This is a genomic window from Brevundimonas aurantiaca, assembly GCF_904830995.1.
Lineage (GTDB): Bacteria > Pseudomonadota > Alphaproteobacteria > Caulobacterales > Caulobacteraceae > Brevundimonas > Brevundimonas aurantiaca.
The window spans coordinates 2,624,099-2,649,231 of sequence record NZ_CAJGVD010000001.1 but is presented as its reverse complement, the minus strand read 5'-3'; the positions used below and the strand labels follow the sequence as shown (position 1 = coordinate 2,649,231).

Sequence of the window (25,133 nt, the reverse complement as noted above, 5' to 3'; positions counted from 1 at the left end):
TCTTCACAGGAGCGCCCCATGGCCGTCACGCCTTTCTCGCCCCCGCCTACGTCAGTTCCGGACGCGCACGGCGTTCGCGCCCCGTCCGTCTTCTCGCGCCCGTCCCTCTTCTCGCGCCTGGGCTTCATCCCCGACCCCGGCGACGCCCATGATCTGGCGGCGGATCAGATCATCCAGGCCCTGCACCAAGGCCCGGCCCGCAGCTTCGACATCGACGGAACCGTGGTCATCACCGGTTCGGTCATGCAGCCGATCGTGGTGGTCCGCATGGACGGACAGAGCTGGAGCCTGCCGACGCTGGAGGCGGCGCTTCTGGCTCTGCGCATCCGGCTGGAGCCGAACCTGCGCGCAGCCGACCTGTTCGCCGACGTCTTCACCCTGGCGGGGCGCAAGGCCGAGGACCGGCTGACCGCCCTGCACGACTGGTCCGCCGGCGTCCGCCCGACCCAGGACGTCGAATGATGCCCTCCGCCAACCTCGCCGACGCCCGCGACCGCCTGCTGTCCCTGGCGGACCAGCTGGCCGGCCCCTGCATCCTGATCGACTTCGCCCCCGGCGTCGGCCGGATTCAGCGGGCCGAGATTCTGAACGGCGTCGTCGGCCCGCGCGCCGGCGACGCGGTCCGCTCCATCGCCCGTCACGCGGGCGTCGCCGCCGCCCGGCTGGACGCCGAACCCGACACCACGACCGACAACCCCCACGTCTTCTACGTCCTCCATCAGGAACGGCGCATCGCCCGCGTCTATGGCGTCACCCTGGACGCCTTCATCGACGCGGTTCTCAGCGTCGCCGTGCTGGACCGGCCCGACCGCCGCGCCGCCCGCATCGCCGCCCTGGTCAAGGACGGCCTGTACCAACCGGCGCCAGAGGCCGGGGGGAGGCTGTGATGCGCCGCCGTTGGTCGCCGGCCCGCCGCCCCCGCTTCGCCCGCACCCTGACGCCCCACGGCCTGGGCGCCCTGATCGTCTGCGCCGTCGTCGCCCTGATCTGCGCCCGCCTGTTCGGCGGCGCCTGACACCCTCGGAGATCGAACCATGTCCCCTCTCGCCGCTCTCAACGCCGCCTTGGCCAATCCGCCGGAGTCGCGTGCGCGCCGCCGCCATTCGCCCGACTGCCGCCGCCAGCAGAACAAGACCGTCACCCGCGCCCGCGTCCTGGCCGCCGCGACCAAACTGTTCGCCCAGGTCGGCTATGAACAGGCCACGCTCCGCGCCATCGCGGCGGCCGCGGGCCTGTCCACCGGCAGCGTCTTCGGCAACTGGCCGGACAAGGCGGCCCTGTACCGCGAGGCGCACGGCCATGATCCCTTGACGCCGGAACAGGGCCGGGCGGCCGTGGTCGCCCTGGCCTGGATCATCCAGGGCCTGATCGTCGATGGCGACGTCGCCGCCGCCCGACTGAACCACGGCCTGACCCTGCTGAACCGGCTGGATCCCGACTGGCGCACGCGCGCGCCCGTCGCCGCTCCCGGCCTGAACCAGGAGGGCGCCGACCAATGACCGAGCCCAACATCCTGGCCTTTCAGAACGCCGACCTTCTGGCCCTGATCGACGACGCCGACGAACGCCGGATCACCACCACCGACGGCCTGGCCGCCGCCGCCGGGCGCGACCCGTCGAACCTGCGCAAGACCTTGAAACGCCTGACCGACGAAGACCTGATCAAGCCCGAACCCCTGGCCAACGGCCTGACCGACGCCGGCCGCGACCAGCTGGCCGCCTATCGCCGCGCCCAGCACGGCGGCGAAAAGCGCCGCGCGCGGGGCCAGTGGCCGATCGACAAGTTCCGCCCCAACCCGCTGAACCGCCCCGTCCGCCGCGAGGTTCTGGCCGACATGGCCGCCTCCATGCGCGGCCCGGCCGGCCTGGTCCAGCGCGTCATCGCCACGGAGCCGGACGCGAACGGCGTGCGCATGCTGATCGACGGCGAACACCGATGGGAGGCCGCCAAACTGCTGCTGAACCAGGCGTTCGAGGAAGGCGCCGACCTGCCCGACTGGCTGGCCGAGGGTCTGCCCTTCGAAGAGGGCCGGGCCGACCCCGCCACCGCCCTGGTCATCACCCTGGTCGCCAACGCCCGCCGCGCCGACATGTCGCCCTGGGAAGACGCCCAGCAGCTGCTGAAACTGCAACAGGCCACGGACTGGAGCGCCGCCGAACTGGCCCGCCAGATCGGGCGGGTGAAAGAGGGCGAGACCTCCGGCCTGCGCGACGTCCAGCAAAAGCTGAAGATCGCCCGCGAGGCCACGCCCCAGGCGATCGCCGACTACGAACGCACCGGCAGCTGGGACGCCCTGCGCGCCAGCGTCACGACGCCCAAGGCGCCGACCCTGTCCGATCAGATCGCCGACCACGGCCCGGCGGTGCTCAGACCGCAGACCGCCGGACCCATGAAGGCTTCCGACTTCGGCGTCCCCTCCGACTTCAGGGCCCACGGCCGCGACATCTCGCCGCAGGAAGGTCATCATCGGGCGGCGGAGTGGCTGGATCTCGCCACCAAGGAGCGCTTCGTCCTCCCGCTGCCCCCCGGCGCGCGAAACTACGGCTACCCTCGCGCCCAGATCGAAATCGCTCGGATCAAGGGCTCCAACGGCTGGGTCGAACAGTCCGGCTACAGCCTGGGCGACATTGGCCACCACGCGACGCTCGAAGGAGTCTACTCCGGCCAAACTGCGGCCTACCCCGGCCGCTCCTCAGCCCTGGCCGCCGCCGCCCAGCGCATCAGGGAGAGCGCGGGAGGAAATCTCCGCAATGGGCTGCCCAAGGATGTCGAGGCGTGGCTGCAGCAGATCACCGGCGAAACCCCGTCCGGCGCTACGTCCGAGCCGCCGGTCGGCCCCCACGTCGTCAACGGCGTCGACTACGGCAACGCCACCCGCGCCAACGAGGCGCGCCGTGCGCTGGGCATCCTCCCGCCCCTGCCCGCGCCCAACTACGGCGGCGCCGCGCGCGGCACGGACGATCCGCAGAAGACGGCGGACGCGGCCGTCATCGTCGGCGCCGAGCCCCGGCCCCTCCCTGCGCCGCCGCCCACCTTGATGAGCGCCCATCTGAAGGGATTGGCCGATGAAGCGGCCGACCAGAAACGCCAAGGCCTGCGCGCCGCGCTGGAGGTGCTGATCGAACGTCTGGAGCCGGTGTTGACCGCCCTGAACGGCGACGGAGATGTGACGATCACGGCCGACGACGCCGATTATTTCCACGACCAGCTGACCGAGGCTGTGCGCTGGGGCGAGGACGCCTTGGCCGTCGTCGGCGCCTTCGACCCCCTGCCGGGCGAAGAGATCGCCCGCCCCGACATCGGCTCCCCCGCCGTGCCGATCCGCCAGAGCATCCACCCCGACTATGTCGTCTGCCTGTTCGACGGCCGGAAGTTCAAGTCGCTGAAGCGCCACCTGCGCACCCGCTACGACATGTCGCCCGACGAATACCGCGCCAAATGGGGCCTGCCCGCCGACTATCCGATGGTCGCCCCCAACTACGCCAAGGCGCGCGAGGATCTGGCCCGCCAGATGGGCGTGTCGCTGCGGGGCCGCCAATGACCGCCGCCCTCGCCCTCGCCCAGGTCCTGATCACGGCTCATCGGCTGATCCTCGCCCTCACCCACAGGGAGCGCCTGCTGTGACCGCCCGCCCCTCACGGCTTCAACGCCAGATCGACTGGGCGCGGGCCGAGGCCGAACGCCAGCGCCGCCTGGCCCGCCGCCATGCCGCCGACGCCCGGCTGGGCCCGCGCGCCCGACGCCTGGCCGCCCTGGCCCAGGGCGCGTCCGAGGTTCTGGCCGAACTGGCCGCCCGCCCGGCGCCGGCCGCCTGCCGCAACCGGCTGAACCTGTGGATGGCCGAACCCACCCCTCAGCAGCGCGCAGCCGAGAACGCCGACCTGAACCAGGGCGACCCCGACCAGGACGACGACACTCAGGACGAGGCCGCCTGATGCGCCCGCCCTGGACCGAGGCCGCCGCCCTGCTGGCGGCCCATCACCACCCCGCCGCCATCCCAGCCGACCTTTATCGCCGGAGACCCGTCATGCCCGCCGACGCCCGCTACGCCATTCTGTTCGCCGACCCCGCCGCCAAGCCCAGGGTCTTCCCCGACCTGGAGGCCCTGGCCCGCCACATCCAGCGCGAACGCGGCCTTCAGGCCCTGGAGCTGGTCGAGACCGAGGATCTGGAGATCCAGGACGATCCCCAGCCCCGCCGCGCCGTCACCGTCTTCACCCTGGACGCCGCCAACGACCGCGACCGCCTGATCGGCCACGCCTACCTCGACGGCCGGGGCCGCGAGACGCTCCAGGCCGCCCTGCGCCGCAACCGCCTGGTCCTGCCCGCCGCCATGCAGGACGCCGCGTGATGACCCAGACCTTCCCCACCCTCCGCGCCGCCAACCTCGCCCGTCAGGCCGAATGGGACCCCGACGACCGGATCACCCTCGCCTATCGCGGCAATGAAATGGGCGGCGAGTGCGGCGAGGCGCAGAACGTCATCAAAAAGCTGGAGCGGGAACGCCTGGGCATCAGAGGCTCGCGCGCCACGATCCAGGACCTGGCCGAGGAACTGGCCGACGTCGTCATTTGCGCCGACCTGATCGCCATGGCCGTAGGCATCGACCTTGACCAGGCCATCGCCCGCAAGTTCAACCTGACGTCGGAGAACCACGGACTGCAGACACGGCTTACCGCCCCGCCGCAGCCTCTCGAAACAGCCAGGGCGAACAGCTTCGACGTCGAAGCCTATGTAGCCGAATACGAGTTCCGCGCCGACGGCGAAGGCGGCTGCTACACGCCGACCGATAAGGAACGCGCCCTCCTGATCGACGCGATCCATGGGGCGCTCTCCGAGATTTCTCTTTCCACCGCCCCCGCCTTCGACGAAGGGGCGGCGCCCGCCCCTGTGGCGTTCGACCTCCCGTACCAGCGCACCCTCAACGCGATTTCAGACGCGATCAGCTTCCCGTGGGCTGACGACAGCGGGACGCCCCACACCTTCGGCATCTCCGTGGAGCGGTTCCAGCGGTCGTTCAACGAGAGCACGGTTGGCGGCGAAATCCGTCCGACCCCAGTCGCCCATACTGACAGGGTGCGACCTGGCGACCTGCACACCGCCATCATGGACGCGATCCACGGCGACCTGCTGCGTCAGAACCCCGATGCGTCCGTTGAGGAAGACGGCAACGCGACCCTGGCGATCCCGACGCCAAAGGCGTTCCTGACCATCGACGTCTCTTCGCTCGCCGAGGAGGTCCTCGGCGCCCTGAAATCGACCGCCGCTCCAAAAGACGGGGAGGCCGCCGGCCATGGCTGACCACACTCCCATCGAATGGACCGACGCCACCTGGAACATCGTCACGGGCTGCAGCCTCGTCTCGCCGGGCTGCACGAACTGCTATGCGATGAAGCTGGCGGGCACGCGGCTGCGCGACCACCCGTCCCGCCAGGGCCTGACGGACGACAGCAAGGCCGGGCCGGTCTGGAACGGCCAGGTGCGGTTCAACGCCCAATGGCTGGACCAGCCCCTGCGCTGGACCAAGCCGCGCAAGATCTTCGTCTGCGCCCACGGCGACCTGTTCCATGACGGCGTCTCCGACGACTGGCTGGATCAGATCTTCGCCGTCATGGCCCTGTGCCCCCAGCACGCCTTCCAGATCCTGACCAAGCGGCCCGAGCGGATGCGCGACTACCTGACCCAGGCCTGTGGCCGTATCGCCGACCGCATCATCGCCATGCGCCGCGCGCGCGGCGATCGGGACATGGTCCTGGCCCCGCTCGCCCATGTGGCCCCCGGCTCGCCCTGGTGGCCCCTCCCCAACGTCTGGCTGGGCGTCAGCGTCGAGGACCAGGCCCGCGCCGATGAACGGATTCCGGTCCTCTTGGACACGCCCGCCGCCGTCCGCTGGATCTCGGCCGAGCCGCTGCTGGGGCCGGTGACCATCCGCGACGCCATGTGGGCGGGCGAGGGCGACCCTGCCGCCAACCTGGACGCCTCGATCGACTGGGTCGTCGCCGGCGGCGAAAGCGGCCCCGGCGCCCGCCCCATGCACCCCGACTGGGCGCGAGCCCTGCGGGACCTGTGCGCGGGCGCAGAGGTCCCTTTCCTGTTCAAACAGTGGGGCGACTACCTGCCCCAGGATCAGACCGACGCTTCCGGCCTGGAATGGGTCGCGGGCCATTCGGACCCGCGCAACTATGACTGGGAACCCCAGGGCTTCGCCAGCATCCGCATCGGCAAGAAGGTCGCCGGCCGCCGCCTCGACGGCGTCCTGCACGACGCCTATCCGGAGGTGCGGGCATGACCGCCGTCCTCGATCCCTGCTGCGGCAGTCGGATGTTCTGGTTCGACCGGAACGACCCCCGCGCCGTCTTCGGCGACATCCGGCGCGAGACCCACAAGCTGACCGACCGCTCGTCGGCCGGCGGAGCGCGCGAGCTGATCATCGCGCCGGACGTCCAGATGGACTTTCGCGCCCTGCCCTATGGCGACGCCAGTTTCCACCTGGTCGTCTTCGATCCTCCGCACCTGATCCAGAACGGCCGCGCGGGCTGGCTGGCCAAGAAGTACGGCAAGCTGGGCCAGGACTGGCGCGAGGATATCCGCGCGGGTTTCGCCGAGTGCTTCCGCGTCCTGCGGCCACATGGCGCCCTGATCTTCAAATGGAACGAGCAAGAGGTCCGGGTCGCCGAGATCCTCGCCCTGACGCCTGAGCGCCCGCTCTTCGGCAACCGCTGCGGCAAGGCGGCGAAGAGCCACTGGATCGTCTTCATGAAGGGCGGCGCCTGACGCCATGCCCTCCGGTCCTCTCGCCTTCAAACAGACCGACGTCGCCCGCGCCTTGCGCGCGGCGGCCAAGGCCGTGGGCGAATGGCATGTGCGGATCGATCGGGCGACGGGCGACCTGTTGATCCTGCCTGGCGCCGGGCCCGCTGCGAACGTCGTGCGCCCGACGGATCCGGCCGCCGACCTTGACGCGGACCTCGATCGAGAGTTGGGGGAATGGCAGGAACGCCAATGGGGCTGACCACATCCGGGCTGGGCATGGCCGCCACCGTCAATCTGGATTCGGTCTATCGCGTCGTCGCCAAGAGCGGGATCGCCTACTACTACGCCTGGAAGGGCAAGGGCGCGCCGCGCCTGAAGGCGGAGCCCGGCTCGGCCGCCTTCGTCGAGGAATTGGCCGCCGCATTGGCCACCCGCCGCAACGGCGACCGATCAAAGATGCTGGGCCTAACCCATCTGTGGCTTGCGTCGGACGCCTGGACGAAGCCGCGCGGCCAGGGCGGCATGGCCGACAGCACCAAGAAGAACTGGAAGCCCTTCGTGAAGGCGATCCAGACCGACTTCGGCGCCCTGCGCATCATCCAGTTCGACCGCGCCACGGTGATCCGGCCGATCATCAAGCGCTGGCTGGACAGGCGATGGAAAGATCACCCACGGCAGGCCGACATGGCCAAACAGGTGCTGTCGGCCATGCTGTCGTTCGCCGTCGACCAGGATCTTCTGGCGTCCAATCCCTGCCTCGGCATGAAGAACCGCTACAGCAGCGACCGCGCCGACCGCATCTGGACCGAGGCGGACATGGCGCGCCTCGCCGCCAAGGCCCCGCCGCAGATCATGCTGGCCGCGCGCCTCGCGGCCCTGACCGGCCTGCGGCGCGGGGATCTGCTGCGCCTGTCCTGGAGCCATGTGGGCAAGCTGGCCATCGAACTGCCGTCGACCGGCAAGACCGGCACGGGCGCGTTGATCCCGCTGTACGGCGAGCTGAAGGCCCTGCTGAAGGAAATCCCCCGCACAGCCTCGACCCTTGTTCTGAACAACAGCGACGGCCTGCCGTGGAAGTCCGGATTCGGGTCCAGCTGGAACAAGGCCCTGATCGCGGCCGGGCTGCAGGGCGAGGATCTGCACTATCACGACTTCCGGGGCACGGCCGCCACGCGCATGCACCTGGCCGGCTGGACCAACCGCGAAATCGCCGAAGCCCTGGCCTGGGACGAAGACAGCGTGGACCGGATTATCCGCCGTTATGTGCAGCGCGACGCCCTGCTGCGCGACATGATCCGCCGCATGGACCGGAACGACCGCAGAACGGATTCGGAAAAAACTGCGGAAAAAAGCTGATCCGAAAATCAGCTAAGTGTTGGAGCGGGCGATGGGAATCGAACCCACGACATTCAGCTTGGGAAGCTGACGTTCTACCTCTGAACTACGCCCGCGCGCCTGTTTCCATAGACGGGGCGGTGGCGGGGCTCAAGGGCTTGGGGCAGTATGGGCGCGCAGGGGAGCGCCAGAGCATGAACCAGGGTGACGGACAGGGGCCGCAGGGCCTGGCCTTCGGCTGTCTGGCGGCGGCCCTGACGGCCGCAGCGGCGGCGGCGGCGCTGTGGGTGGTCTTCGTCTGGGACGTCAACCAGGCCTGAGCGCCGCCGCCTGTCGCCCTATTCGACCGTTTCGACCGCCACGCCGCGCGATTGCAGGATGGACTGGACGCTGTCGTCGCCGGTCAGGTGGGCGGCGCCCACGGCGATGAAGGCGGTGCCGGAGCCTTGCAGCAGGGTCTGGATCTGATTGGCCCAGTCGGTGTTCCGGTCGACCAGCAGCACCTTGTACAGTTCCGGCGCATCGGTCTTCATTTCTTCGACCACGATGCGGTCCAGAGCCTGGACGTCGCCCTTGGCCCAGGCCTCGACCATGGAGTCGAGCATCTCCACCGCCTCGTCGAAGTCCTTCAGGGTTTCGCGCAGGAACTCCAGTTGGACGTCGTCCGGCAGTGTGGCCAGCATGCCGACCTGTTTCTCCAGGGTCTCGAAGCCGTGCAGGCGCTTGCCGGCGGCCTGGGCGCGGGCCTTCAGGGCCAGTTCGACGCCCGACTGAGGATCATAACCTGCCTTGACCAGAGGCGCGACCGAGAGGGACAGGGCGGCCAGCCAGGGTTTCAGCGGATCCAGCTGAGCGGCCGAGGCGCCGATGGTCTTGGCGGCGACGTCCAGCTGGGCCACTTCTTCCGGCGTCAGACGGCTGGACAGGGGCGTCTGGGGCGACAGGCCGTACTGCTGGATCAGGGGCATCATGGCCGCCTGGTCTTCCGGATTGGTGATCTCGAACCAGATGTCCGAGGCGCTGTCGAAGGCGGCGTTGACGCGGGGGCTGGCCCAGCCGGTGGTCGGGCGCAGCACATGGACCGAGCCGAACAGATACAGGGTCGAGTCCGCGTCCTTGATCACCCACAGGGCCGGGCCCTGCCCCTGGATGGCGGGCGCGGCGGCCGGGGCGGCGGGCGCCGGGGCGGCCTGGGCCAGAACCTGGGTCGGGGCGCCGGCGATGGCGAAGACCAGGGCCAGTCCGGCGGCGACGCCGACGGCGCCCTGGGCCAGGTTGGAGACGGAGGATTTCAGGCGTTTGGCGAGAGTCATGGGTGTTTCCTTCGTTTAAAAAGACAGGGGTGGACAGGGGGGTCAGGCCAGGCCGCGTCGGGTGGACACGACGGCGGAGACGAAAAGATAGAGGGTCATCAGGACGGCGTAGACGTCCCAGGCGGTGATGGGCGCCAGCAGACCCAGCCGTTCGCCCGCCGCCCACAGGAACAGCAGCCCCTGGCCCAGGAAGAAGGTGGCCGTCGCAGCCTCAAGGGTGGCGCGGCGCAGCAGTTCGTCGACGCTGCCCCAGACCTTGAGGTTCAGGGCCGTGTGGGCGGCGAACAGCAGGACGATCAGGCCCAGGGCGATCGCCGGCGCCAGTCCGATGACGGCGAAGACCATGGGCAGCAGCAGGATGAAGCCGGAGAAGCCCATAACCGCCGCCTGCAGCCGCGCCTGCCGGCCCTCCTCGGCCGAGGCCGGCTCCTCCATCCCGTACATCTGCGCCAGACGACGCAGGTCGAAGCTGATCAGGATGACGGCGGCGGCGCCGACCATCAGGGCGACCCCGGTCAGGGCGGCCATGGCGTCGGACCAGCGAAGCTCCACGCCCTCCAGGGCGTCCGGCCCGATAAGCTGCGGCAGGACGGAGCGGCCGAAGACATAGCCGGCCGCGCCCAGCACCGCCCCGATGCCGAAGGCGACCAGGATGCGACGCGGGATACGGGAAGTCTTGGGAGAAGAGACGGTCATCCGTGGGTCTCCGGTTCCGAAAAGATGGATTCGATGGGTTGTTCGAAGATGCGGGCGATCTTGAAGGCCAACGGCAGGGAGGGGTCGTAACGCCCCGTCTCCAGTGCATTGACCGTCTGACGCGACACGCCCAGCAGTTCGGCGAGATGGGCCTGGGACCAGTCGCGCTCGGCCCGCAGCACCTTGAGGCGGTTGTTCATGGTTCAGCTCCTCACCGCCGCGCCAGCCACCACCAGCCCCAGACGACGCCATAGCCGATCAGCATCAGGGTCATCAGACCCACGGCGCCGCTTGCCGCGTAGGCGGCCGGGTCGGCCCGCCCGGCGAACCAGGCGGGAAGCTGCAACCGGCCGGCCGTCGGCGTTGAGGCCAGGATGATGAAGACCCCGCCCACCGCCAGACCGCCCGAACCGCCGTAGAACCAGGCGGCCTTGTGCGCCTCGCGCGCGGCCTCGTCGATGCGGACCATCCAGGCGACGCCCAGCCACAGGGACAGGGCCATCATCAGAACCGCCATCGTCGCGACCACGGCCAGTAGGGCGGCGTCCTTCTGGACCAGACCGCGCTCCGAGGCCAGGACGGCCGCCGCAGCGCCGATCACGACCAGCACCATGATCGCCAGAATCCCCGCGAGGGACAGGGCGAGGATTTTCCAGAGGCCTTTGGCCATGACAATCTCCCTTGTCGTTATGACAAGGATACTTGTCTCACCAGAGCGAGCGACATGTCAAGCCCCCTTGTCAAAGAGACAAGTTCAGTTGTCTGACGGCGCCGTCAGCTCGGGCCGGGTGATGGTGCGGGGCTGGGTTTCGACCTGGGCCAGGGCGGGGATTTCCTTGCCCTCGTGGTCGACGTGCAGATCCTCGAACCGGCGGGCGGAGACCATGACCTGGCTCTCCAGCGAGCCGACGAACTGGTTGTATTTCCCGACCGCCTGATCCAGCGCCCGGCCGACCGCCGAGGCATGGCCGCCCATGACCGACAGACGCTTGTAGAGTTCGCGCCCCAGGGCCGCGACCTTGTCGGCGTTGGCCGCCTGTTCCTCGGCCCGCCAGCCGTAGGCGACGGCCTTGCACAGGGCGAACAGGGTGGAGGGGGTGGCGATCACCACCCGCGATTCCATCGCGTCCGACAGCAGGTTCGGCGCATGGTCGAGCGCGGTGGACAGAAAGCTGTCGCCCGGCACGAACAGGACGACGAAGTCGGGGCTGGGCTTGAACTGGTCCTGATAGGCCTTGGACGACAGCTGGCGCACATGGGTCTTCAGGCTGGCGGCGATCCGCAGGCCCATCGACCGGGCGCGCGTCTCCTCGTCCCCCTCCTCCTCGTCAAAGGCCAGGGGCACCTTGGCGTCGATCACGAACAGGCCGCCGCCGGGCAACCGCACCAGGAAGTCGGGCCGGTTCTGGCGCCCCTCGTCGTCGGCGCTCGAGGTCTGTTCGGTGAAGTCGAACCGCCCGGCCATGCCCGCGGCCTCCAGCACATTGCGGCAGGTCTGTTCGCCCCAGCGGCCGCGCCGCCCGGTATTGCCGCGCAGGGCCTCGGTCAGTTTGCGCGCCTCGTCCCGCGTGGCCGAGGAGGCGGCCATCAGCTGGGTCAGCTGTTCCTTCAGGCCGCCGGTCTCCTCGGCCCGGGCCTTTTCCAGCGCCGCCACATGTTCCTGAAACTTCGTCAGGGTGTCGGCCACCGGCTTCAGCTGGGCCGCCATCCGCTCGCGCGCCAGCTGGTCCTGGGCCCGGAAGGTCTCGGTGGCGCGGCTGACCATCTGATCCGCCACCGCCTGGGCCGACTGGGCCGCCTGGGCCTTCAGCAGCTCGCCCATCGTGACGCGGCTCTCCTCGACCAGGTCGATCCGAGCCTGGGCCGCCGCCAGCTCTCCCCGCGCCCTCTGCCACCCCATAAAGGCCCACAGAAAACCGCCCCCGAAGGCAAGAGCGACGACGGCGAGGATCAGCACGAACATGTTCATGCTCCGTTCCTAGCCGGAGTCGGCGGCTCGGGGAAGACGCGAGCCTAGGCCGGCCGCCGCGCCCGCAGCGCTTGAACAATGGTGCCGTCGTCCAGCCAGTCCAGTTCGCCGCCCACCGGCACGCCGCGCGCCAGGGAGGTGACCTGGACGTCCGGGCCGGCGATCCGCTCGGCGACATAGTGGGCTGTGGTCTGGCCGTCGACGGTAGCGGGCAGGGCCAGGACGACCTCGCGCACATGGCCGCCCTTCACACGGCCGACCAGTTCGGCGATGCGCAGATGTTCGGGGCCGACGCCGTCAAGGGCGGACAGCAGGCCGCCCAGCACATGATATTTGCCGCGGAAGGCGCCGGACCGCTCCATGGCCCACAGGGCGCCGGCCTCCTCGACCACGCAGATCAGGCCGTTGTCGCGGGCCCCGTCCGAACAGACGGCGCAGGGGTCGCGCGTATCGGGCGCGCCGCAGACCGAGCAGGAGACCACCTTGTCGGCCGTCTCGGCCAGAGACGCCGCCAGCGGCACGAGCAGCTGCTCGCGCCGCTTCAGCAGGGCCAGGGCCGCGCGCCGGGCCGAGCGCGGTCCCAGGCCCGGAAGCTTGGCGAGAAGGGAGATGAGCCGCTCGATCTCCGGCCCGGCGGAGGCGGCCATCAGAACAGTTTCGGCATTCCGGGAATATTCATCCCGGCCATGGGGCCGGCGGCCTCGCGCATCAGGGCGGCGTTCACCTCGTCCAGCTTGCGCTTGGCGTCGGCATGGGCCGCCACGATCAGATCGGCCAGGATCTCGCCCTCGCCGGGGGTAAGCAGGCTGTCGTCGATCTTGATCGCCGTGATCTCGCCCGCGCCCCTCAGGGCCACGCTCACCAGCCCGCCGCCGGAGGAGCCCTCGGCGGTGGTTTCGGCCATCTTGGCCTGGGCGTCCTGCAGCTTTTGCTGCATCGCCTGGGCCTGCTGCATCAGTTGGGTCAGGTCTTTCATCCTGCCTAGATAGGACGAAGCCGCGTCTTGCGACAGGGGGCGGCGGGCGCGCCGGTCCAGATTCAGAAACGATGGATTGCCGTATTTGCACTTGTGACAGTTGCTGAAGGGCCTAAATAAGCACCAGACTTTGTTGCTTTTGCAGATCAGGACGCCCTCCCATGGCCTATGACGCTCTCTCCCCCCGCGACCTCCCTCTGTCGGACGCCGCCCTGGCGCAACTCTTCACCGAGGCGCGCACCCGCAACGCCTGGAGCGACCGGCCGGTCGCGCCCGAGCTGCTGAAGAAACTTTACGACCTGACCAAGTTCGGCCCTACGGCCGTCAACGCCGGCCCGGCCCGGTTCGTCTTCGTCACCTCGCCCGAGGCCAAGGCCCGGCTGATCCCGCTGATGAGCGAGGGCAATCGCGCCAAGACCCAGCAGGCGCCGGTCAATCTGATCCTGGCTCAGGATCTGGACTTCCACGACCATCTGCCGACCCTGTTTCCCCATGCGCCGGGCGCCCGCGACTGGTTCGCCGACGAGGCCGGACGGCGCGAGACCGCCTTCCGCAACGCCTCGCTCCAGGGCGGCTATCTGACCATCGCGGCTCGCGCCCTGGGTCTGGACGTCGGCCCCATGTCGGGCTTCGACGCCGCGGGGGTGAAGGCCGAGTTCTTCCCCGACAGCCATGTCGAACCCAACTACATTCTGAACCTGGGTTACGGCACGGACGAGAACCTGTTCCCCCGCTCGCCGCGCCTGAGCTTCGACCAGGCGGCGCAGATTCTCTGAGCCCTGCCCGACGTCAAAAAAAAAGGGGCGGCCTTCGCAGGCCGCCCCTTCTTCTTTGTCTGCGCCTGAGCCTCAGTGGACCGTCGGCACACTGGTCACGGCGGGCTTTTCGACCGGGATCTCGATCTCGGTCCCGTCCGACACCGGCGTCACCGGCACCGAGACCGAAGGCCCGGCGTTGGGGAAGTTGTTCTCGTCGCGGTTCGGCGCGACCCCCTTCTCCAGCAGGTCCTTGATCTCTTCGCCCGACAGGGTCTCGTACTCCAGCAGGGCCTGCGACAGTTTCTCGTGATGCTCGGCCTTTTCGGTCAGTATCTTGCGCGCCTCGTCCCAGCCCGAGGCGACCAGACGGCGGACCTCCTCGTCGATGGTGCGGGCCGTCTCCTCGGACACGTTTTGGCTGCGCGCGACCGAATGGCCCAGGAAGACCTCCTCCTGGTTCTCGCCATAGGCCACGGTGCCCAGCTTTTCGGAAAAGCCCCAGCGGGTGACCATCGCCCTTGCAAGCTTGGTCGCCTGTTCGATGTCGGACGAGGCGCCGGAGGTGATGTTCTCCTTGCCGAAGATCAGCTCTTCCGCCACCCGACCGCCGGCCATGATGGCGATCCGGTCGATCATCTGCTGGTACTTCATCGAATAACGGTCGCCTTCCGGCAGCTGCATGACCATGCCCAGGGCCCGGCCGCGCGGCACGATGGTGGCCTTGTGCACGGGGTCGGCCATCTTGACGTTCATGGCGACGATGGCGTGACCGGCCTCGTGATAGGCGGTCAGGCGCTTTTCTTCCTCGTTCATCGCCATGGAGCGACGTTCCGAGCCCATCAGCACCTTGTCCTTGGCGTCTTCGAAATCGCGGTGCGTGACCATGCGACGGTCCTTGCGCGCCGCCATCAGGGCCGCCTCATTGACCAGATTGGCCAGGTCGGCGCCCGAGAAGCCCGGCGTGCCGCGTGCGATGGTCTTGACGTTGACGTCGGCGGCCAGGGGCACGTCCTTCATGTGCACGCGCAGAATACGCTCGCGCCCCGAGACGTCGGGGTTGGGCACCACCACCTGACGGTCGAACCGGCCGGGGCGCAGCAGGGCCGGGTCCAGCACGTCCGGACGGTTGGTGGCGGCGATCAGGATGATGTTCTCGGAGGCTTCAAAACCGTCCATCTCGACCAGCAGCTGGTTCAGCGTCTGTTCGCGCTCGTCATTGCCGCCGCCCAGGCCGGCGCCGCGATGGCGACCCACCGCGTCGATCTCGTCGATGAAGATGATGCAGGGGGCGTTCTTCTTGGCCTGTTCGAACATGTCGCGGACCCGCGACGCGCCGACGCCGACGAACATCTCGACGAAGTCGGAGCCCGAGATGGAGAAGAAGGGCACGCCCGCCTCGCCCGCGACCGCACGGGCCAGAAGCGTCTTGCCGGTGCCGGGAGGGCCGACCAGCAGGGCGCCCTTGGGAATCTTGCCGCCCAGGCGCTGGAACTTGCCCGGATCCTTCAGGAATTCGACCACCTCGGTCAGTTCTTCCTTGGCCTCGTCCACGCCGGCGACGTCGTCAAAGGTCTTGCGCCCCTTGTGCTCGGTCAGCAGCTTGGCCTTGGACTTGCCGAAGCCCATGGCGCCGCGCGCCCCGCCCTGCATCTGGCGCATGAAGAAGATCCACACCCCGACCAGCAGGGCGATGGGCAGGATGCCCATCAACAGGCTCATCCAGATCGACTGGCGCGTGGTCTTGGCGTCGACGTTGACGCCGTTGGCCAGCATGGAGTTGACCAGCTGCTCGTTCGGATAGGGGGTGGTGGCGGAGAAGCGGCCGTCGTTCTTATAGACGCCGGTCACCTGGTCGCCGCGCACGGTGGCTTCCTTGATGTCGCCGGCCTCGACCCGCTGCACCAGCTGGGAATAGGTGATGGTCTCGGGCCGGCCGGCGCCGGGGCCGCCCTGGGCCGCCATGCCGGTCATGGCGCCGCCCTGCGACACCGCCGCATAGACCGCCAGCAGGGCCAGGATGATGACGCCCGTGATCGCCAGATTACGCAGGTTCATTGAGGTCCTCGGTCGTCCGCCGGCGCCCTCTGGCCCGACGGCTGGATTGTCAGTCTCGGAAAATAGGCGCTTCCGCCGCGTTACGCCATGGCGGCGCGATCAGATCGTCCTCATGCGTCGTTTCGCCCAGCGCCAGTCTGAGCCGTTCGGGCGCCAGATCGCGTCGTCGCACGGCCGGGCTTGCAAGAACCGGCCCGGTCCCGTCCGGCCGGAACAGCACAGGCTGCGCCCCCCGCGCCGCAGGCGGCAGCCGCCCCAGGGCCGCCCGATCCGACGCGGGCAGTTGCGCCAGACGCCCCCGCGCGGCGCCCACGCGCCAGCCCGGCGCCAGGGCCTCAAAGGCGAACCGGCCGTCCCAGACCGTCTCCGCCCCTGGGACCAGGGCCAGGTCGGCCCGCGCCGTCCGCGCCAGTTCTCCGGCTTCGCGCATCATCAGGACCGTCCGCCCCTCGGCCTCGACCCGCGTCCCGCACAGGACGACGGCGAAATCCTCGCCCGCGCGCAATCGCCTGATCAGCCGCGCCAGCCGCTCGCCCCGCGGCGGGGTCGATCCGCCCCCGATACAGACCAGGGCCGTGGCCAGGACGCGAGGCTCGATGTCGCGCGAGGTCTGGATCAAGCCCTCCGAAGAAAAACGCACAGGCTGGACGGCGCCGGACTTTCTGGGAGCTGTGGCCGGGGGGGCTTCGGCAGGGAGGTCCGCTACGGCCCGATCGGCCAAGGCTTGCCGCGCCCGGCTGCGGCCGAAACGCGGATCGGCGTTGGCGGGGTCTTCGATCCAGCCGGCGCCCTGATCTCTCAGCCAGGCCCGCAGGGTCTCGCGCCGTTCGTCCAAGAGGGGCCGCAGCAGCATCAGCCCCCGCCCCTCGGGCCAGGCCGGCGAGGGCGCCCATTCGCGCACCCGCCCCAGGGTCGAGCCCTCGGCCCGCATCAGATCGGCCTCGGCTGCGTCGTCGGCGGTGTGGGCCATCAGCACGACCCGCGCCCCGGCGGCCCGCGCGGCCTCGGCGATCAGCCGGTGCCGGGCCGCCCGCGCCGCCGCCGTCAGGCCCGCAACAGGCTTGTCCCCGGTCCAGACCAGACCCCGCCAGGCGCAGCCCGCAGCCTGGGCCGCCTCGCCCGCGAACCGGGTCCAGGCGGGGCTGTCGGGGTTCAGTCCGTGATCCACCGTCAGGGCCAGAACCGGCCGGCCCCGCTTCTGGGCCCAGGCCGCCGTCATCCGCATCAGGGCGATGGAATCCCCGCCCCCGGACAGGGCCAGGGCGACGGGTCGGTCGTCATCGACCGTCAGCCGATCGTCCAGCCGCGCGAACAGCCGGGACTGGAGACCTCCGGTCCCGCCGTCCGGCGGGATCGTCAGCTGCACCCGCCGGCGGTCTTCATCTGGGCGGCGCGGGCCTTCTGCGGATCCGAGGCCGAGGGGGCGTAGCGGCGTGTGAACTCCGCCAGGGCCGCACAACCCTGAGTCTTGCGGTCGGGGGCGAACAGGGCGTCGGCCAGTTTCAGCGTCGTATCGGCCGCCCAGCCGATGCGCGGCCAGTCCTTCAGGGCCGCCGCGTAGAAGGCCACGGCCCCCGCCTTGTCATTGGCCGAGACGCGGATGTCGCCCAGGCGGGAGTTGGCCTCGCGCGCCTGGGGGGTGTCGGGCCAGGTCACGACCACCGTCTCCAGCGCCCGCGCGCCGCGCGCCCGGTCCTCGCCCATCAGCCGCACGGCCGCCGCCAGGTCCTGCCCGGCGTCGCCGGTCGGGGAATTGGCCTCGATCGGGGCGTTCAGCTCGGCCGCCCGCTCCAGCTTCTCGATCCGGCCCTCGGCGTCCACGATCCGGGTTCTCAGCGCCGCATTGTCGCGCTGGGCCTCGTCCAGCTGGAAGGTCAGCCGCTCATTGTCGCCGTTGATCCGGCGCACCGTGGCCTCCAGATCCTCCAGCCTCTGGCTCAACAGGCCGAACTGGCCCTGGAGGGTGACCACCTCGGGGTCGGGCTCGACCAGCACCGGCTGACCGGCGGCGTTCCTCTGGGTCAGGGCGCGTTCCAGCCGACGCACATTGCGGTCCAGCTGGTCCAGCCGGCGCTTGTCCCATTCAATGGGCTGCATGATGTTGGGCGCGGCCTGCTGGGCGACGGCGACGCCGCCCCCGGCCAGAACCAGGCCGACGGCCGTCAGGGCCAGGAGACGGGGGAAGGACAGCTTGATCATGGCTTCTAGCTTTCACCGATTTGGGGCCGCCGCAAGGCGGACCTAATGACCCAGACCCAGATAGACGATGGCCGTGACGAACAGGCCGATGACGATGTTGCAGAAGAACAGCAGGGCCGCCGTCCGCCACAGGGCCGAAAAGATCGACAGACCATAGGCGCCCTTCAACTGGGCGAACATATGCGCCGGTATGACCGCCAGCCCGATCAGGCCGACGAAGCCGCCCAGGACGCCGTTGATCGTCCCGGCCAGGACCATGACCATCAGCAGCAGGGCCATGAAGGTCAGGGAATACAGGATGAAGACGCCGTGGTCGTACAGGGTGAAGCCCCGCTTCCACAGGAACAGCAGGGCCACGAACGGCAGGGAGAAGGGCACCAGCAGGAAGGCGAACTTATAGAGGGTCTGCTGCAGCTTATAGAGGGCCAGGTCCGGGTTCTGGAGCTTCTTCAGCAGCACGGCGCCCAGGCCGTGGCCCTTGACCTTGCCGTCGGCGGCCAAGTCCTTGACCTGGGCCTGCCAGGTGCCGGGGGCCAGGCCGTCGGACCGGCCGTCGCGCAGCTCGGTCTCCAGCCGGTTCAGCGACTGGCGGCGGTTCTCCACCACCCCCTCGGCGGTCTTCAGGGTCTGGGCGGCGATCGGACTGTCGTTCACTTCGGGGTCGGCGCGCAGTTCGGCGACGGTCTTTTCCGCCTCGACCAGACCCAGCCGCTGTTCGGCGACCTCGGCCTGGAGACGGGCGGTGCGTTCCGCCTCACCCTCATGCGCCCCCGGCTGGGGCATGAAGCTGAGGGCGAAGAACATGATGAAGAGGGTGCACAGAAAGATCGCCAGGGGCGAGACATAGCGGGTGCGTTTGCCCTGAACCCATTCGCGCGTGAGACGGCCGGGGTTCAAGGCCAACAGCGGCAGGGTGCGCCAGACCCGGGCGTCGAAATGCATGACTCCGTGCAGCAGCTCCTCGCCCAGATGCAGCAAGGTGCGGTGGACATGGGTCGGCTGGCCGCAGTGGGCGCAGAAGTTTCCGCTGGTCTCGGCCCCGCAGTCCGAACAGACGCCGTGGCCGGCCTCGCCCGCCTGGCCCGCCGGTTTCTCGATCGCCCCCGCGATCAGCCCGCCGGTGATGGCCCCGCCGGCTCCTTCGATATCCACGCCCTTGATCCCCCGTCGTCTTGCGAAGGCCACCTTGCGGAGGGCGGGCGGAAAAGAAAAGAGGCGCCGGCCTTCGCCGACGCCTCTCCGGTCTCGATTTCGGCTCTCGCCCCTTAGCGCGCGGCGCCCGAGACGATGGCGGTGTGGGCGTTGCGGTTGCGGGCCCAGGCCTCTTCGTTCGAGCCTTCGGCGATCGGGCGCTCCTTGCCGAAGCTGATGGTGTCGATCCGGCCGGCGGGCACGCCGCGATTGATCAGATAGGTGCGGACGGCCTCGGCGCGGCGGGCGCCCAGGGCCAGGTTGTATTCGCGGGTGCCGCGTTCGTCGGCGTTGCCCTCGATCCGCACCGTGACCGACGGATAGCGTTGCAGCCACTGGGCCTGGGCGTCCAGGCGCGGCATGGCCTCGGGCCGGACCTCATAGGAATCCAGGTCGAAATAGATCCGGTCGCCGACATTGACGACGAAGTCCTGTTCCGTGCCGGGGGCGGCGGCGCCCATATTGCCGCCGGACACCGGGCCGGTCGGGGCGGTCGGATAGGCCGGGCCGGTCGGGGCGGTGGTCGCGGGTTCGGTCGGCACGACGCCCTCGACCGGCTTGCGGGCGCAGGCGGCCATGGCGGCGACGGCGCAGCCGACCATGGCCACGGTCATGATGCGGGATTTTTTCATCGGGTCGTCTCCTGAAGGATTATGAGGACGGCGGCCTCAAGCTTGGCCTTAAGTTCTGCCCTTGGCGGATTTTGGGCGCCAGGGGCGATAACGCAGTGTTGAGCCGAATGGCTCCGTCTGACGGCGAACGGCGTCACGCGACGCCGGCCGACCTCAGGCCGGGCAGCTGTCGGGGCCCTGGCCGAAGCCCAGGTTCGACGGCGGCGCATCCAACAGCGGCGACCAGGCCGGGTCGGTGCCGCGGCCGTTGTAGCCCGCCTGGGCCACCACCCGACCCGACAGGTCCACCGTCCACAGCCGGGTGTCCCCGCCCCGCGTCTGGCGGGCGAACATCACATAGCGGCCGTTGGGCGCCCAGTTGGGCCCCTCTTCGAAATAGCTGGACGACAGGATGCGCTCGCCCGAGCCGTCAGAGTTCATCACCCCCGTCGAGAACCGGCCGCCCGACTGTTTGGTGAAGGCGATCAGGTCGCCGGTGGGGCTCCAGGACGGCGCCGTATAGACGCCGCCGCCGCGCGAGATCGGCCGCTGGCCCGAGCCGTCGGCCCGCATGACATAGAGGCGCGCCGTCCCCGACCGGTCCGAGTTGAACACGATCTGGCTGCCGTCCGGGCTGAAGGAGGGCGAGGTGTCGATGCCGGGGTCCGACGTCAGCCGCGACAGCTGGCGGCTGCGCAGGTCCATCACATAGATGTCGGTATTGCCGCCCCGGATGATCGAAAAGGCGATCTTGTTGCCGTCGTTGGAGAAGCGCGGCGCCAGCACCTGGCCGTCGAACTGACCCAGGCTTTCGCGCCGCCCCGTGGTCAGATTGTACAGATAGATCCGGCTGTAATCCTTGCCCAGCGCCACATAGGTGATCTCGTCCGGCTGGGAGGCCGAAAAGCGCGGCGACATGATCACCTCGTCGCCCTGGGTCAGATAGACCGGGTTGAACCCGTCCTGGTCGGCGATGGTCAGGCGGTTGATCCGGTTCAGCTGCGTCCCCTCTTCGGAGACGAAGATGACGCGGGAATCGAAGAAGCCGGCCTCGCCGGTCATCCGCTGATAGATGACGTCGGAAATCTTGTGCGCGATCCGGCGCCACTGCTCGGCCGTGGCGGTGAACTGATAGCTGACCAGCTGGCACTGGCGGTACGGGTCATAGAGGCGGAAGCCCACGTCCACCCGATTGTCGGCCCGCGGCGTCACCGCCCCATACAGCACCGCCTGGGCGCCGATCTGGGTCCACTGGGGGAAGTTGGGCGCATTGGCCAGGGTCAGGCCGGTCTCGATGAAGCCGGCCGGGTTCAGCGGTTCGAAGAAGCCCGACCGTTTCAGATTGCCGCTGATCACGCTGGAGATGTCGGCCCCATGATCGCCGCTGAAGGGCACTATGGCGATCTGGAGCGGGCGCAGCACCCCCTGGTCGATCTCGACCTCGACCGGCTGGCTCTGCTGGGGCGCGGCTGCGACGTTCTGGGCCTGGGCGGAAGAGACGGTCGTCGCCACGGCGGCGACCGAGGCCAGAAGGAGGTTCAGACGCATCAAATGCTCCCGTAAATCTCGAAAGATCGCCGACCTTATCGCCGGTTCGTATGACAATCGCCAGCTTCTCACGGCGAATGGGGCGACTTTGAGGAGGCGCGCCTCACATTGATGCGTGATGCGTGATGCATTATCTTCGGCGGCATGCGCACCACCCTCGCCATAGACGACGACGTGCTGAATGCGGCTCGCGCCCTTGCCGCCCACCAGGACCGCACGGTGGGTGAGGTGATGTCTGAACTCGCTCGTCAGGCGCTGCAAAAGCGTGAGAGCACGGTGCGCTTCCGCAACGGGGTTCCTCTTCTGCCAGATCGGCCTGGGCCCATGGTCACGCTGGAAGACGTCAACGCCCTGCGTGACGAGCTGCCTTGACCTATCTGTTGGACGTGAACGTGCTGATCGCCCTCGTCGATCCCCGCCACGTCTTTCACCATCCTGCCAATACCTGGTTCCAACGCGAAGCCGCTCCGTCCTGGGCCACCTGTCCGATAACCGAGAACGGTTTGGTCCGCATCGTCGGCAGCAGCCGCTATCGCAATCCGGTCGGCCCGCCTTCCGATGTCGTTCGGATTCTCGCTCTGCTGCGAGACATGGCTGGTCACGTCTTTTGGCCGGATGCCGTCAGCCTGGCCGACGAACGCCTGTTCGAGCCCTCGGCCCTGACCAAGCCGGAACAGATCACAGACGCCTATCTCCTGGCTCTGGCGGTCTCGAACGGGGGCCGGCTTGCGACCTTCGATCGCCGACTGTCCCCAGACGCCGTCAAAGGCGGACGATCGGCCCTTCACCTGATCACGGACACCTGAGCCTCACCGGTTCCGGCAGGCCCGTTCGGTGTTGAAGGTCGGGCGATAGGCGCCGCCGGGAAAGCCCTGGGGCACGTCGAAGGGGGCGGTCTGGCGCAGGGCCCGCAGCGCCCCGTCCGCCGCCGCCCGATAGACCGAGGACGACTGCGGATTGACCAGGGTCGGGCCGCGCGTAATCCGCCCGTCGGCCGACAGGGTCAGTTCGACCTGAATGCGCAACTGGTCCGCCCCGGGGATGTCGCAGGGCAGAATCCAGTTCGGATAGACCTGGTTGAAGATGGCCGTGACCTGCGGCCCCGTGGCCTGGGAGGCGGTTCCCGACCCCTGCTGACCGGTCGCCGGGCGGCCGCGATTGTTGGTCGGGCGCGTCGGGCCCGCCAGGGCGTCCAAGTCCAGGCTCGGCTCCTCGCGCTTCGGCGCCGGTCGGGTCGGGGTCGGCGGGGTCGGTCGCGGCGGCGTCGGCCGGGCCTTTTCCGGCGTCGGGGGCGCAGGCCGCGGGGTCGGCCGGGGCGTCGGGGTCGGCGTGGGCTTGGGCGCGGGTCTCAATGCGGGCGCAGGCGTCGGCGGCGGCGGGGTCGGCTCAGGGACCGGCGGGGGCGGCTCTTCCGGCGCGCTGACCGGGGCGGTGGCGGCGTCGTCAGGCGAGGGCTCGGGCTGCGGATTGTCGGCGGCTGCCGCCGCGATCACGGTCTCGGACACGATCGACACCGGCACGGAGTTCACCAGCGGCGGCGCCTCCTCGGCCTTCTGCGAGAACGACACGAAGGCGAGCGCGACCACCCCGGCGTGCAGGGCGATGGAGCCGAGGATCGCGGGGCTCGGACGGCGCAATCAGGCCTCCGGGGCCGTGTCGGTGATCAGGTTCAGCTTGGTGAAGCCCGAGGCGCTCAGCCGCGCCATCACCCGCGCCACCGCCTGATAGGGCGCCCGGCCGTCGGCCCGCACGAAGACCGGCCGCTCGGACGCCTTGTCCGATCCGCCGGCCTCGGTCAGCAGACGCACCGCCAGATCGTCGAACGACGTCTCGCTGTCGCCGATGAAGATCGCCCCCTGCTGGTCGATGCTGACCGACAGGGGTTCGTTATTCGTCTCGACCGCGCTAGCCTCGGTCTTGGGCAGCTCCACCGGCACGCCCACGGTCAGAAGCGGCGCCGAGATCATGAAGATGATCAGCAGCACCAGCATCACGTCCACCAGGGGCGTGACGTTGATCTCGGTCAGGGGGCCTTTGCGCCCCCGCCGCCCGCGACGCGACCCGCCGCCGCTCGAACCGCCTCCCAAGGCCATGGCTCAGACGCCCCGCTTCAGGTTCAGGCCCGAGGCGGGCTCGACCGGAGGGGGCGGCGGGGCGGACGGAGCCCCCAGACGCCGCGCCACCGCCGCCTGAAGATCGTCGGCGAAGGCTTCCAGCCGGCCGGTGAACTTGCCCGCGTCGATCGAGAACTTGTTGTAGGCGATATAGGCCGGAATGGCCGCGCCCAGGCCGATGGCCGTGGCGAACAGGGCCTCGGCGATTGCCGGCGCCACCGTGGTCAGATTGGTGTTGCCCGCCGCGGCGATGCGGCCGAAGGCGTTCATAATGCCCCAGACCGTGCCGAACAGGCCGATGAAGGGCGAGGCCGTCGCCACGACCGACAGCACGCCCAGGCCGTTTTCGATCCTCTGGCCCTCGCGCTGGATCAGGCTGTTCATGGCCCGGTCGATCCGGGTCATCAGCAGGTCGCCCTGGTGTTCGTTCAGCGCCCCCTTCTGACGCGCCTCGCGCCAGTCGGACAAGGCGATCACCAGCATGCGCGGCAGGGCGTGTTCCGGCTGCGGTCCCGCCTGGGCCGCCACATCCTCCAGCGACCGGCCCGACTGCACCGCCTTGTCGAAGTCGTCGGCCTGGCGGTTCAGGGCGGTGAAGCGGAAGGCCTTGTCGATGATGATGGTCCAGGACCAGATCGAGGCCGCCGCCAGCCCCACCATCACCGACTTCACCACCCAGTCGGCGGTCATGAACAGCTCGACGGGGTTCATCATCGAGGCGTCGACGGGCGTAGTCATTCAGGCGCTCCGGGCGAGATCAGGATCGGTCACGTCCTCTTCGACCCAGCGGCCGTGACCATTGTGTGGCGTCCCGCCCGTTTAGCCGCCCCACGCGCCGCCGTCACCAGAAAGGCGCGCCCCGTCAGAGGAACAGGGACACGGCGTTTCCGAAATTGTGCAGCAGGACAGGCGCCAGCAGGCTTCCGGTGCGCAGACGCAGCCAGACGGCGATGAAGGCGGGCAGGGCGGTCATGGCCATCGTCAGCGGATCGAAGGAAAAGCTGCCCTTCGAAAAGCCGAAGGCGTGCGCCAGGCCGAACAACAGGCACGACAGAACCGCCCCCCAGCTCCAATCCACGCCCAGGACGCGCTTGGTCCCGGTGAAGGCCTGGCAAAGCGCCAGCAACAGCACGCCGCGATAGAAGGGCTCCTCCTCCAGGCCCGGCATCGTCAGCTGGAAGGCGATCTCTTCGCCCGTGGCCCTCTCCCCCGAAAAGGCCAGGGCCAGGACCAGGAAGAAGGCGCAATAGAGCAGGCCGACCGGCAGGGCCGCTTTCAGACTGCCCGGCGCCTGGACCAGGGTCAGGCCGCTGCGGCGCCGGCCGAAGCCGGGGCAGGCCGCGATCGCCAGGGTGGCGGCCAGGGCCAATATCTTGCCCTGCCAGTTCCACGACCCGCCGATCACATCGGGCAAGAGGCCGTAGAGATTGGTGAGCAGGGCGTCGTTCACCGCCACCAGCCCGGCCGCGATCAGCAGCCACCGAAACGAAAAGCCGCGCCGGTCCATCAAGCCGATCGCGGTCCCCAGCCCCAGCAGAAGCGCCAGAACCCCCGCCAAACCGATCAATCCGTTCACTTTAGTCCCCTTGTGTCAGACCCGCCCGCACTAGGGCCC

33 protein-coding genes and 1 tRNA gene are annotated in these 25,133 nt (G+C 69.3%); 16 read left to right on the top strand and 18 right to left on the bottom strand.

The window, feature by feature from the left end:
• Positions 1 to 18 precede the first annotated feature (18 nt).
• The 12 genes from JMT67_RS13025 (at position 19) to JMT67_RS12975 (ending at position 8,109) form a co-directional block, all read left to right on the top strand.
• Complete coding sequence (locus tag JMT67_RS13025) at positions 19 to 462, top strand: hypothetical protein (protein ID WP_201463686.1); 444 nt, start codon at positions 19 to 21, stop codon at positions 460 to 462.
• Entirely contained in the window at positions 459 to 887 is a 429-nt protein-coding gene (locus JMT67_RS13020; protein WP_201463685.1) for a hypothetical protein, read from the top strand. The genes JMT67_RS13025 and JMT67_RS13020 overlap by 4 nt, the downstream gene beginning before the upstream one ends.
• Positions 887 to 1,015 (top strand): hypothetical protein, encoded by a 129-nt coding sequence (locus JMT67_RS16420; protein WP_267904151.1) that lies wholly within the window; start codon positions 887 to 889, stop codon positions 1,013 to 1,015. The genes JMT67_RS13020 and JMT67_RS16420 overlap by 1 nt, the downstream gene beginning before the upstream one ends.
• Positions 1,016 to 1,034: 19 nt before the next feature.
• Positions 1,035 to 1,499: a TetR/AcrR family transcriptional regulator gene (locus tag JMT67_RS13015; RefSeq protein WP_201463684.1), complete on the top strand. Its 465-nt coding sequence runs from the start codon at positions 1,035 to 1,037 to the stop codon at positions 1,497 to 1,499.
• 1,667 nt (positions 1,500 to 3,166) lie between these two features.
• Positions 3,167 to 3,541 carry a MucR family transcriptional regulator gene (locus JMT67_RS16285; RefSeq protein WP_407645745.1) on the top strand — a complete coding sequence of 125 codons (375 nt, stop codon included), beginning with the start codon at positions 3,167 to 3,169 and terminating at the stop codon, positions 3,539 to 3,541.
• Between the two features lie 79 nt (positions 3,542 to 3,620).
• On the top strand, positions 3,621 to 3,935 hold the full coding sequence (locus tag JMT67_RS13005) for a hypothetical protein (RefSeq protein WP_201463682.1): 315 nt from the start codon (positions 3,621 to 3,623) through the stop codon (positions 3,933 to 3,935).
• Positions 3,935 to 4,351: a hypothetical protein gene (locus JMT67_RS13000; protein WP_201463681.1), complete on the top strand. Its 417-nt coding sequence runs from the start codon at positions 3,935 to 3,937 to the stop codon at positions 4,349 to 4,351. The genes JMT67_RS13005 and JMT67_RS13000 overlap by 1 nt, the downstream gene beginning before the upstream one ends.
• Positions 4,351 to 5,301, top strand: a complete 951-nt coding sequence (locus tag JMT67_RS12995; protein ID WP_201463680.1) for a MazG-like family protein — start codon at positions 4,351 to 4,353, stop codon at positions 5,299 to 5,301. Before JMT67_RS13000 ends, JMT67_RS12995 begins: the two co-directional genes overlap by 1 nt.
• On the top strand, positions 5,294 to 6,289 hold the full coding sequence (locus JMT67_RS12990; protein WP_201463679.1) for a phage Gp37/Gp68 family protein: 996 nt from the start codon (positions 5,294 to 5,296) through the stop codon (positions 6,287 to 6,289). The genes JMT67_RS12995 and JMT67_RS12990 overlap by 8 nt, the downstream gene beginning before the upstream one ends.
• Complete coding sequence (locus JMT67_RS12985; RefSeq protein ID WP_201463678.1) at positions 6,286 to 6,774, top strand: class I SAM-dependent methyltransferase; 489 nt, start codon at positions 6,286 to 6,288, stop codon at positions 6,772 to 6,774. The genes JMT67_RS12990 and JMT67_RS12985 overlap by 4 nt, the downstream gene beginning before the upstream one ends.
• 4 nt (positions 6,775 to 6,778) lie before the next feature.
• Entirely contained in the window at positions 6,779 to 7,012 is a 234-nt protein-coding gene (locus JMT67_RS12980) for a hypothetical protein (protein WP_201463677.1), read from the top strand.
• Positions 7,003 to 8,109: a tyrosine-type recombinase/integrase gene (locus JMT67_RS12975; RefSeq protein WP_201463676.1), complete on the top strand. Its 1,107-nt coding sequence runs from the start codon at positions 7,003 to 7,005 to the stop codon at positions 8,107 to 8,109. The genes JMT67_RS12980 and JMT67_RS12975 overlap by 10 nt, the downstream gene beginning before the upstream one ends.
• A 20-nt stretch (positions 8,110 to 8,129) precedes the next feature.
• Here the strand turns inward: JMT67_RS12975 and JMT67_RS12970 are convergent.
• A tRNA-Gly gene (locus tag JMT67_RS12970) sits at positions 8,130 to 8,204 on the bottom strand.
• A 78-nt stretch (positions 8,205 to 8,282) separates the two neighbouring features.
• On the opposite strand from JMT67_RS12970, the gene JMT67_RS16415 reads away from it, so the two are divergent.
• The gene (locus JMT67_RS16415) at positions 8,283 to 8,408 is read left to right on the top strand and encodes a hypothetical protein (protein WP_255478930.1); all 126 of its coding nucleotides are present in this window, start codon (positions 8,283 to 8,285) and stop codon (positions 8,406 to 8,408) included.
• Positions 8,409 to 8,426: 18 nt separating this feature from the next.
• On the opposite strand, the gene JMT67_RS12965 is transcribed toward JMT67_RS16415, so the two are convergent.
• The 7 genes from JMT67_RS12965 to JMT67_RS12935 form a co-directional block, all read right to left on the bottom strand.
• A complete protein-coding gene (locus JMT67_RS12965; RefSeq protein WP_183217783.1) occupies positions 8,427 to 9,401 on the bottom strand; it encodes a TraB/GumN family protein in 975 nt (324 codons plus the stop codon).
• Positions 9,402 to 9,443: 42 nt separating this feature from the next.
• Positions 9,444 to 10,097, bottom strand: a complete 654-nt coding sequence (locus JMT67_RS12960) for a hypothetical protein (protein ID WP_201463675.1) — start codon at positions 10,095 to 10,097, stop codon at positions 9,444 to 9,446.
• Positions 10,094 to 10,297, bottom strand: a complete 204-nt coding sequence (locus JMT67_RS12955; protein WP_054764728.1) for a helix-turn-helix transcriptional regulator — start codon at positions 10,295 to 10,297, stop codon at positions 10,094 to 10,096. Before JMT67_RS12955 ends, JMT67_RS12960 begins: the two co-directional genes overlap by 4 nt.
• 11 nt (positions 10,298 to 10,308) lie before the next feature.
• Positions 10,309 to 10,767 (bottom strand): hypothetical protein, encoded by a 459-nt coding sequence (locus JMT67_RS12950; RefSeq protein WP_201463674.1) that lies wholly within the window; start codon positions 10,765 to 10,767, stop codon positions 10,309 to 10,311.
• Between the two features lie 84 nt (positions 10,768 to 10,851).
• Positions 10,852 to 12,066: a DNA recombination protein RmuC gene (locus JMT67_RS12945; protein WP_201463673.1), complete on the bottom strand. Its 1,215-nt coding sequence runs from the start codon at positions 12,064 to 12,066 to the stop codon at positions 10,852 to 10,854.
• Positions 12,067 to 12,110: 44 nt separating this feature from the next.
• Positions 12,111 to 12,713, bottom strand: coding sequence for a recombination mediator RecR (gene recR, locus JMT67_RS12940; protein WP_201463672.1), 603 nt, complete (start codon positions 12,711 to 12,713; stop codon positions 12,111 to 12,113).
• Positions 12,713 to 13,042 (bottom strand): YbaB/EbfC family nucleoid-associated protein, encoded by a 330-nt coding sequence (locus tag JMT67_RS12935; RefSeq protein ID WP_201463671.1) that lies wholly within the window; start codon positions 13,040 to 13,042, stop codon positions 12,713 to 12,715. Before JMT67_RS12935 ends, recR begins: the two co-directional genes overlap by 1 nt.
• 161 nt (positions 13,043 to 13,203) lie before the next feature.
• Between JMT67_RS12935 and JMT67_RS12930 the strand changes: the two genes are divergently transcribed.
• A complete protein-coding gene (locus JMT67_RS12930) occupies positions 13,204 to 13,818 on the top strand; it encodes a malonic semialdehyde reductase (protein ID WP_054764723.1) in 615 nt (204 codons plus the stop codon).
• Positions 13,819 to 13,890: 72 nt separating this feature from the next.
• On the opposite strand, the gene ftsH is transcribed toward JMT67_RS12930, so the two are convergent.
• From ftsH to tolB, 6 genes are all read right to left on the bottom strand, one after another.
• On the bottom strand, positions 13,891 to 15,855 hold the full coding sequence (gene ftsH, locus JMT67_RS12925) for an ATP-dependent zinc metalloprotease FtsH (RefSeq protein WP_054764722.1): 1,965 nt from the start codon (positions 15,853 to 15,855) through the stop codon (positions 13,891 to 13,893).
• Positions 15,856 to 15,904: 49 nt separating this feature from the next.
• Complete coding sequence (gene tilS / locus JMT67_RS12920) at positions 15,905 to 17,221, bottom strand: tRNA lysidine(34) synthetase TilS (protein WP_201463670.1); 1,317 nt, start codon at positions 17,219 to 17,221, stop codon at positions 15,905 to 15,907.
• Positions 17,212 to 18,054, bottom strand: a complete 843-nt coding sequence (locus JMT67_RS12915) for a tetratricopeptide repeat protein (protein ID WP_201463669.1) — start codon at positions 18,052 to 18,054, stop codon at positions 17,212 to 17,214. Before JMT67_RS12915 ends, tilS begins: the two co-directional genes overlap by 10 nt.
• A gap of 42 nt (positions 18,055 to 18,096) precedes the next feature.
• Positions 18,097 to 19,206: a DUF3667 domain-containing protein gene (locus tag JMT67_RS12910; RefSeq protein ID WP_152949500.1), complete on the bottom strand. Its 1,110-nt coding sequence runs from the start codon at positions 19,204 to 19,206 to the stop codon at positions 18,097 to 18,099.
• Positions 19,207 to 19,319: 113 nt separating this feature from the next.
• Positions 19,320 to 19,877: a peptidoglycan-associated lipoprotein Pal gene (pal, locus tag JMT67_RS12905; protein ID WP_152949499.1), complete on the bottom strand. Its 558-nt coding sequence runs from the start codon at positions 19,875 to 19,877 to the stop codon at positions 19,320 to 19,322.
• 153 nt (positions 19,878 to 20,030) lie between these two features.
• Complete coding sequence (tolB, locus tag JMT67_RS12900; protein WP_152949498.1) at positions 20,031 to 21,404, bottom strand: Tol-Pal system beta propeller repeat protein TolB; 1,374 nt, start codon at positions 21,402 to 21,404, stop codon at positions 20,031 to 20,033.
• A 144-nt stretch (positions 21,405 to 21,548) separates the two neighbouring features.
• Between tolB and JMT67_RS12895 the strand changes: the two genes are divergently transcribed.
• Positions 21,549 to 21,776 (top strand): hypothetical protein, encoded by a 228-nt coding sequence (locus tag JMT67_RS12895; protein WP_054764717.1) that lies wholly within the window; start codon positions 21,549 to 21,551, stop codon positions 21,774 to 21,776.
• Positions 21,773 to 22,210, top strand: a complete 438-nt coding sequence (locus tag JMT67_RS12890; protein ID WP_054764716.1) for a TA system VapC family ribonuclease toxin — start codon at positions 21,773 to 21,775, stop codon at positions 22,208 to 22,210. The genes JMT67_RS12895 and JMT67_RS12890 overlap by 4 nt, the downstream gene beginning before the upstream one ends.
• A gap of 3 nt (positions 22,211 to 22,213) precedes the next feature.
• On the opposite strand, the gene JMT67_RS12885 is transcribed toward JMT67_RS12890, so the two are convergent.
• From JMT67_RS12885 to JMT67_RS12870, 4 genes are all read right to left on the bottom strand, one after another.
• Positions 22,214 to 23,041: a hypothetical protein gene (locus tag JMT67_RS12885; protein WP_201463668.1), complete on the bottom strand. Its 828-nt coding sequence runs from the start codon at positions 23,039 to 23,041 to the stop codon at positions 22,214 to 22,216.
• Positions 23,042 to 23,497, bottom strand: coding sequence for a protein TolR (tolR, locus tag JMT67_RS12880; protein ID WP_183217762.1), 456 nt, complete (start codon positions 23,495 to 23,497; stop codon positions 23,042 to 23,044).
• 3 nt (positions 23,498 to 23,500) lie between these two features.
• Positions 23,501 to 24,256 (bottom strand): protein TolQ, encoded by a 756-nt coding sequence (gene tolQ, locus JMT67_RS12875; protein WP_054764713.1) that lies wholly within the window; start codon positions 24,254 to 24,256, stop codon positions 23,501 to 23,503.
• A 124-nt stretch (positions 24,257 to 24,380) separates the two neighbouring features.
• On the bottom strand, positions 24,381 to 25,094 hold the full coding sequence (locus JMT67_RS12870; RefSeq protein ID WP_054764712.1) for a CPBP family intramembrane glutamic endopeptidase, BDIM_20840 family: 714 nt from the start codon (positions 25,092 to 25,094) through the stop codon (positions 24,381 to 24,383).
• Between the last annotated feature and the right edge of the window lie 39 nt (positions 25,095 to 25,133).

Excerpts from the sequence above, each read along its gene's own strand:
- JMT67_RS12965 (WP_183217783.1), bottom strand. The coding sequence starts at position 9,401 with ATGACTCTCGCCAAACGCCTGAAATCCTCCGTCTCCAACCTGGCCCAG.
- JMT67_RS12955 (WP_054764728.1), bottom strand. The coding sequence starts at position 10,297 with ATGAACAACCGCCTCAAGGTGCTGCGGGCCGAGCGCGACTGGTCCCAG.
- tolQ (WP_054764713.1), bottom strand. The coding sequence starts at position 24,256 with ATGACTACGCCCGTCGACGCCTCGATGATGAACCCCGTCGAGCTGTTC.
- JMT67_RS13020 (WP_201463685.1), top strand. The coding sequence starts at position 459 with ATGATGCCCTCCGCCAACCTCGCCGACGCCCGCGACCGCCTGCTGTCC.
- tolB (WP_152949498.1), bottom strand. The coding sequence starts at position 21,404 with ATGCGTCTGAACCTCCTTCTGGCCTCGGTCGCCGCCGTGGCGACGACC.
- JMT67_RS16415 (WP_255478930.1), top strand. The coding sequence starts at position 8,283 with ATGAACCAGGGTGACGGACAGGGGCCGCAGGGCCTGGCCTTCGGCTGT.
- recR (WP_201463672.1), bottom strand. The coding sequence starts at position 12,713 with ATGGCCGCCTCCGCCGGGCCGGAGATCGAGCGGCTCATCTCCCTTCTC.
- JMT67_RS12980 (WP_201463677.1), top strand. The coding sequence starts at position 6,779 with ATGCCCTCCGGTCCTCTCGCCTTCAAACAGACCGACGTCGCCCGCGCC.
- JMT67_RS13015 (WP_201463684.1), top strand. The coding sequence starts at position 1,035 with ATGTCCCCTCTCGCCGCTCTCAACGCCGCCTTGGCCAATCCGCCGGAG.
- JMT67_RS12915 (WP_201463669.1), bottom strand. The coding sequence starts at position 18,054 with ATGATCAAGCTGTCCTTCCCCCGTCTCCTGGCCCTGACGGCCGTCGGC.
- JMT67_RS12945 (WP_201463673.1), bottom strand. The coding sequence starts at position 12,066 with ATGAACATGTTCGTGCTGATCCTCGCCGTCGTCGCTCTTGCCTTCGGG.
- JMT67_RS12960 (WP_201463675.1), bottom strand. The coding sequence starts at position 10,097 with ATGACCGTCTCTTCTCCCAAGACTTCCCGTATCCCGCGTCGCATCCTG.
- JMT67_RS13025 (WP_201463686.1), top strand. The coding sequence starts at position 19 with ATGGCCGTCACGCCTTTCTCGCCCCCGCCTACGTCAGTTCCGGACGCG.
- JMT67_RS12985 (WP_201463678.1), top strand. The coding sequence starts at position 6,286 with ATGACCGCCGTCCTCGATCCCTGCTGCGGCAGTCGGATGTTCTGGTTC.
- JMT67_RS12935 (WP_201463671.1), bottom strand. The coding sequence starts at position 13,042 with ATGAAAGACCTGACCCAACTGATGCAGCAGGCCCAGGCGATGCAGCAA.
- JMT67_RS12975 (WP_201463676.1), top strand. The coding sequence starts at position 7,003 with ATGGGGCTGACCACATCCGGGCTGGGCATGGCCGCCACCGTCAATCTG.
- ftsH (WP_054764722.1), bottom strand. The coding sequence starts at position 15,855 with ATGAACCTGCGTAATCTGGCGATCACGGGCGTCATCATCCTGGCCCTG.
- JMT67_RS16420 (WP_267904151.1), top strand. The coding sequence starts at position 887 with ATGCGCCGCCGTTGGTCGCCGGCCCGCCGCCCCCGCTTCGCCCGCACC.
- JMT67_RS13000 (WP_201463681.1), top strand. The coding sequence starts at position 3,935 with ATGCGCCCGCCCTGGACCGAGGCCGCCGCCCTGCTGGCGGCCCATCAC.
- tolR (WP_183217762.1), bottom strand. The coding sequence starts at position 23,497 with ATGGCCTTGGGAGGCGGTTCGAGCGGCGGCGGGTCGCGTCGCGGGCGG.
- JMT67_RS12895 (WP_054764717.1), top strand. The coding sequence starts at position 21,549 with ATGCGCACCACCCTCGCCATAGACGACGACGTGCTGAATGCGGCTCGC.
- JMT67_RS12930 (WP_054764723.1), top strand. The coding sequence starts at position 13,204 with ATGGCCTATGACGCTCTCTCCCCCCGCGACCTCCCTCTGTCGGACGCC.
- JMT67_RS12990 (WP_201463679.1), top strand. The coding sequence starts at position 5,294 with ATGGCTGACCACACTCCCATCGAATGGACCGACGCCACCTGGAACATC.
- JMT67_RS12950 (WP_201463674.1), bottom strand. The coding sequence starts at position 10,767 with ATGGCCAAAGGCCTCTGGAAAATCCTCGCCCTGTCCCTCGCGGGGATT.
- pal (WP_152949499.1), bottom strand. The coding sequence starts at position 19,877 with ATGAAAAAATCCCGCATCATGACCGTGGCCATGGTCGGCTGCGCCGTC.
- JMT67_RS12995 (WP_201463680.1), top strand. The coding sequence starts at position 4,351 with ATGACCCAGACCTTCCCCACCCTCCGCGCCGCCAACCTCGCCCGTCAG.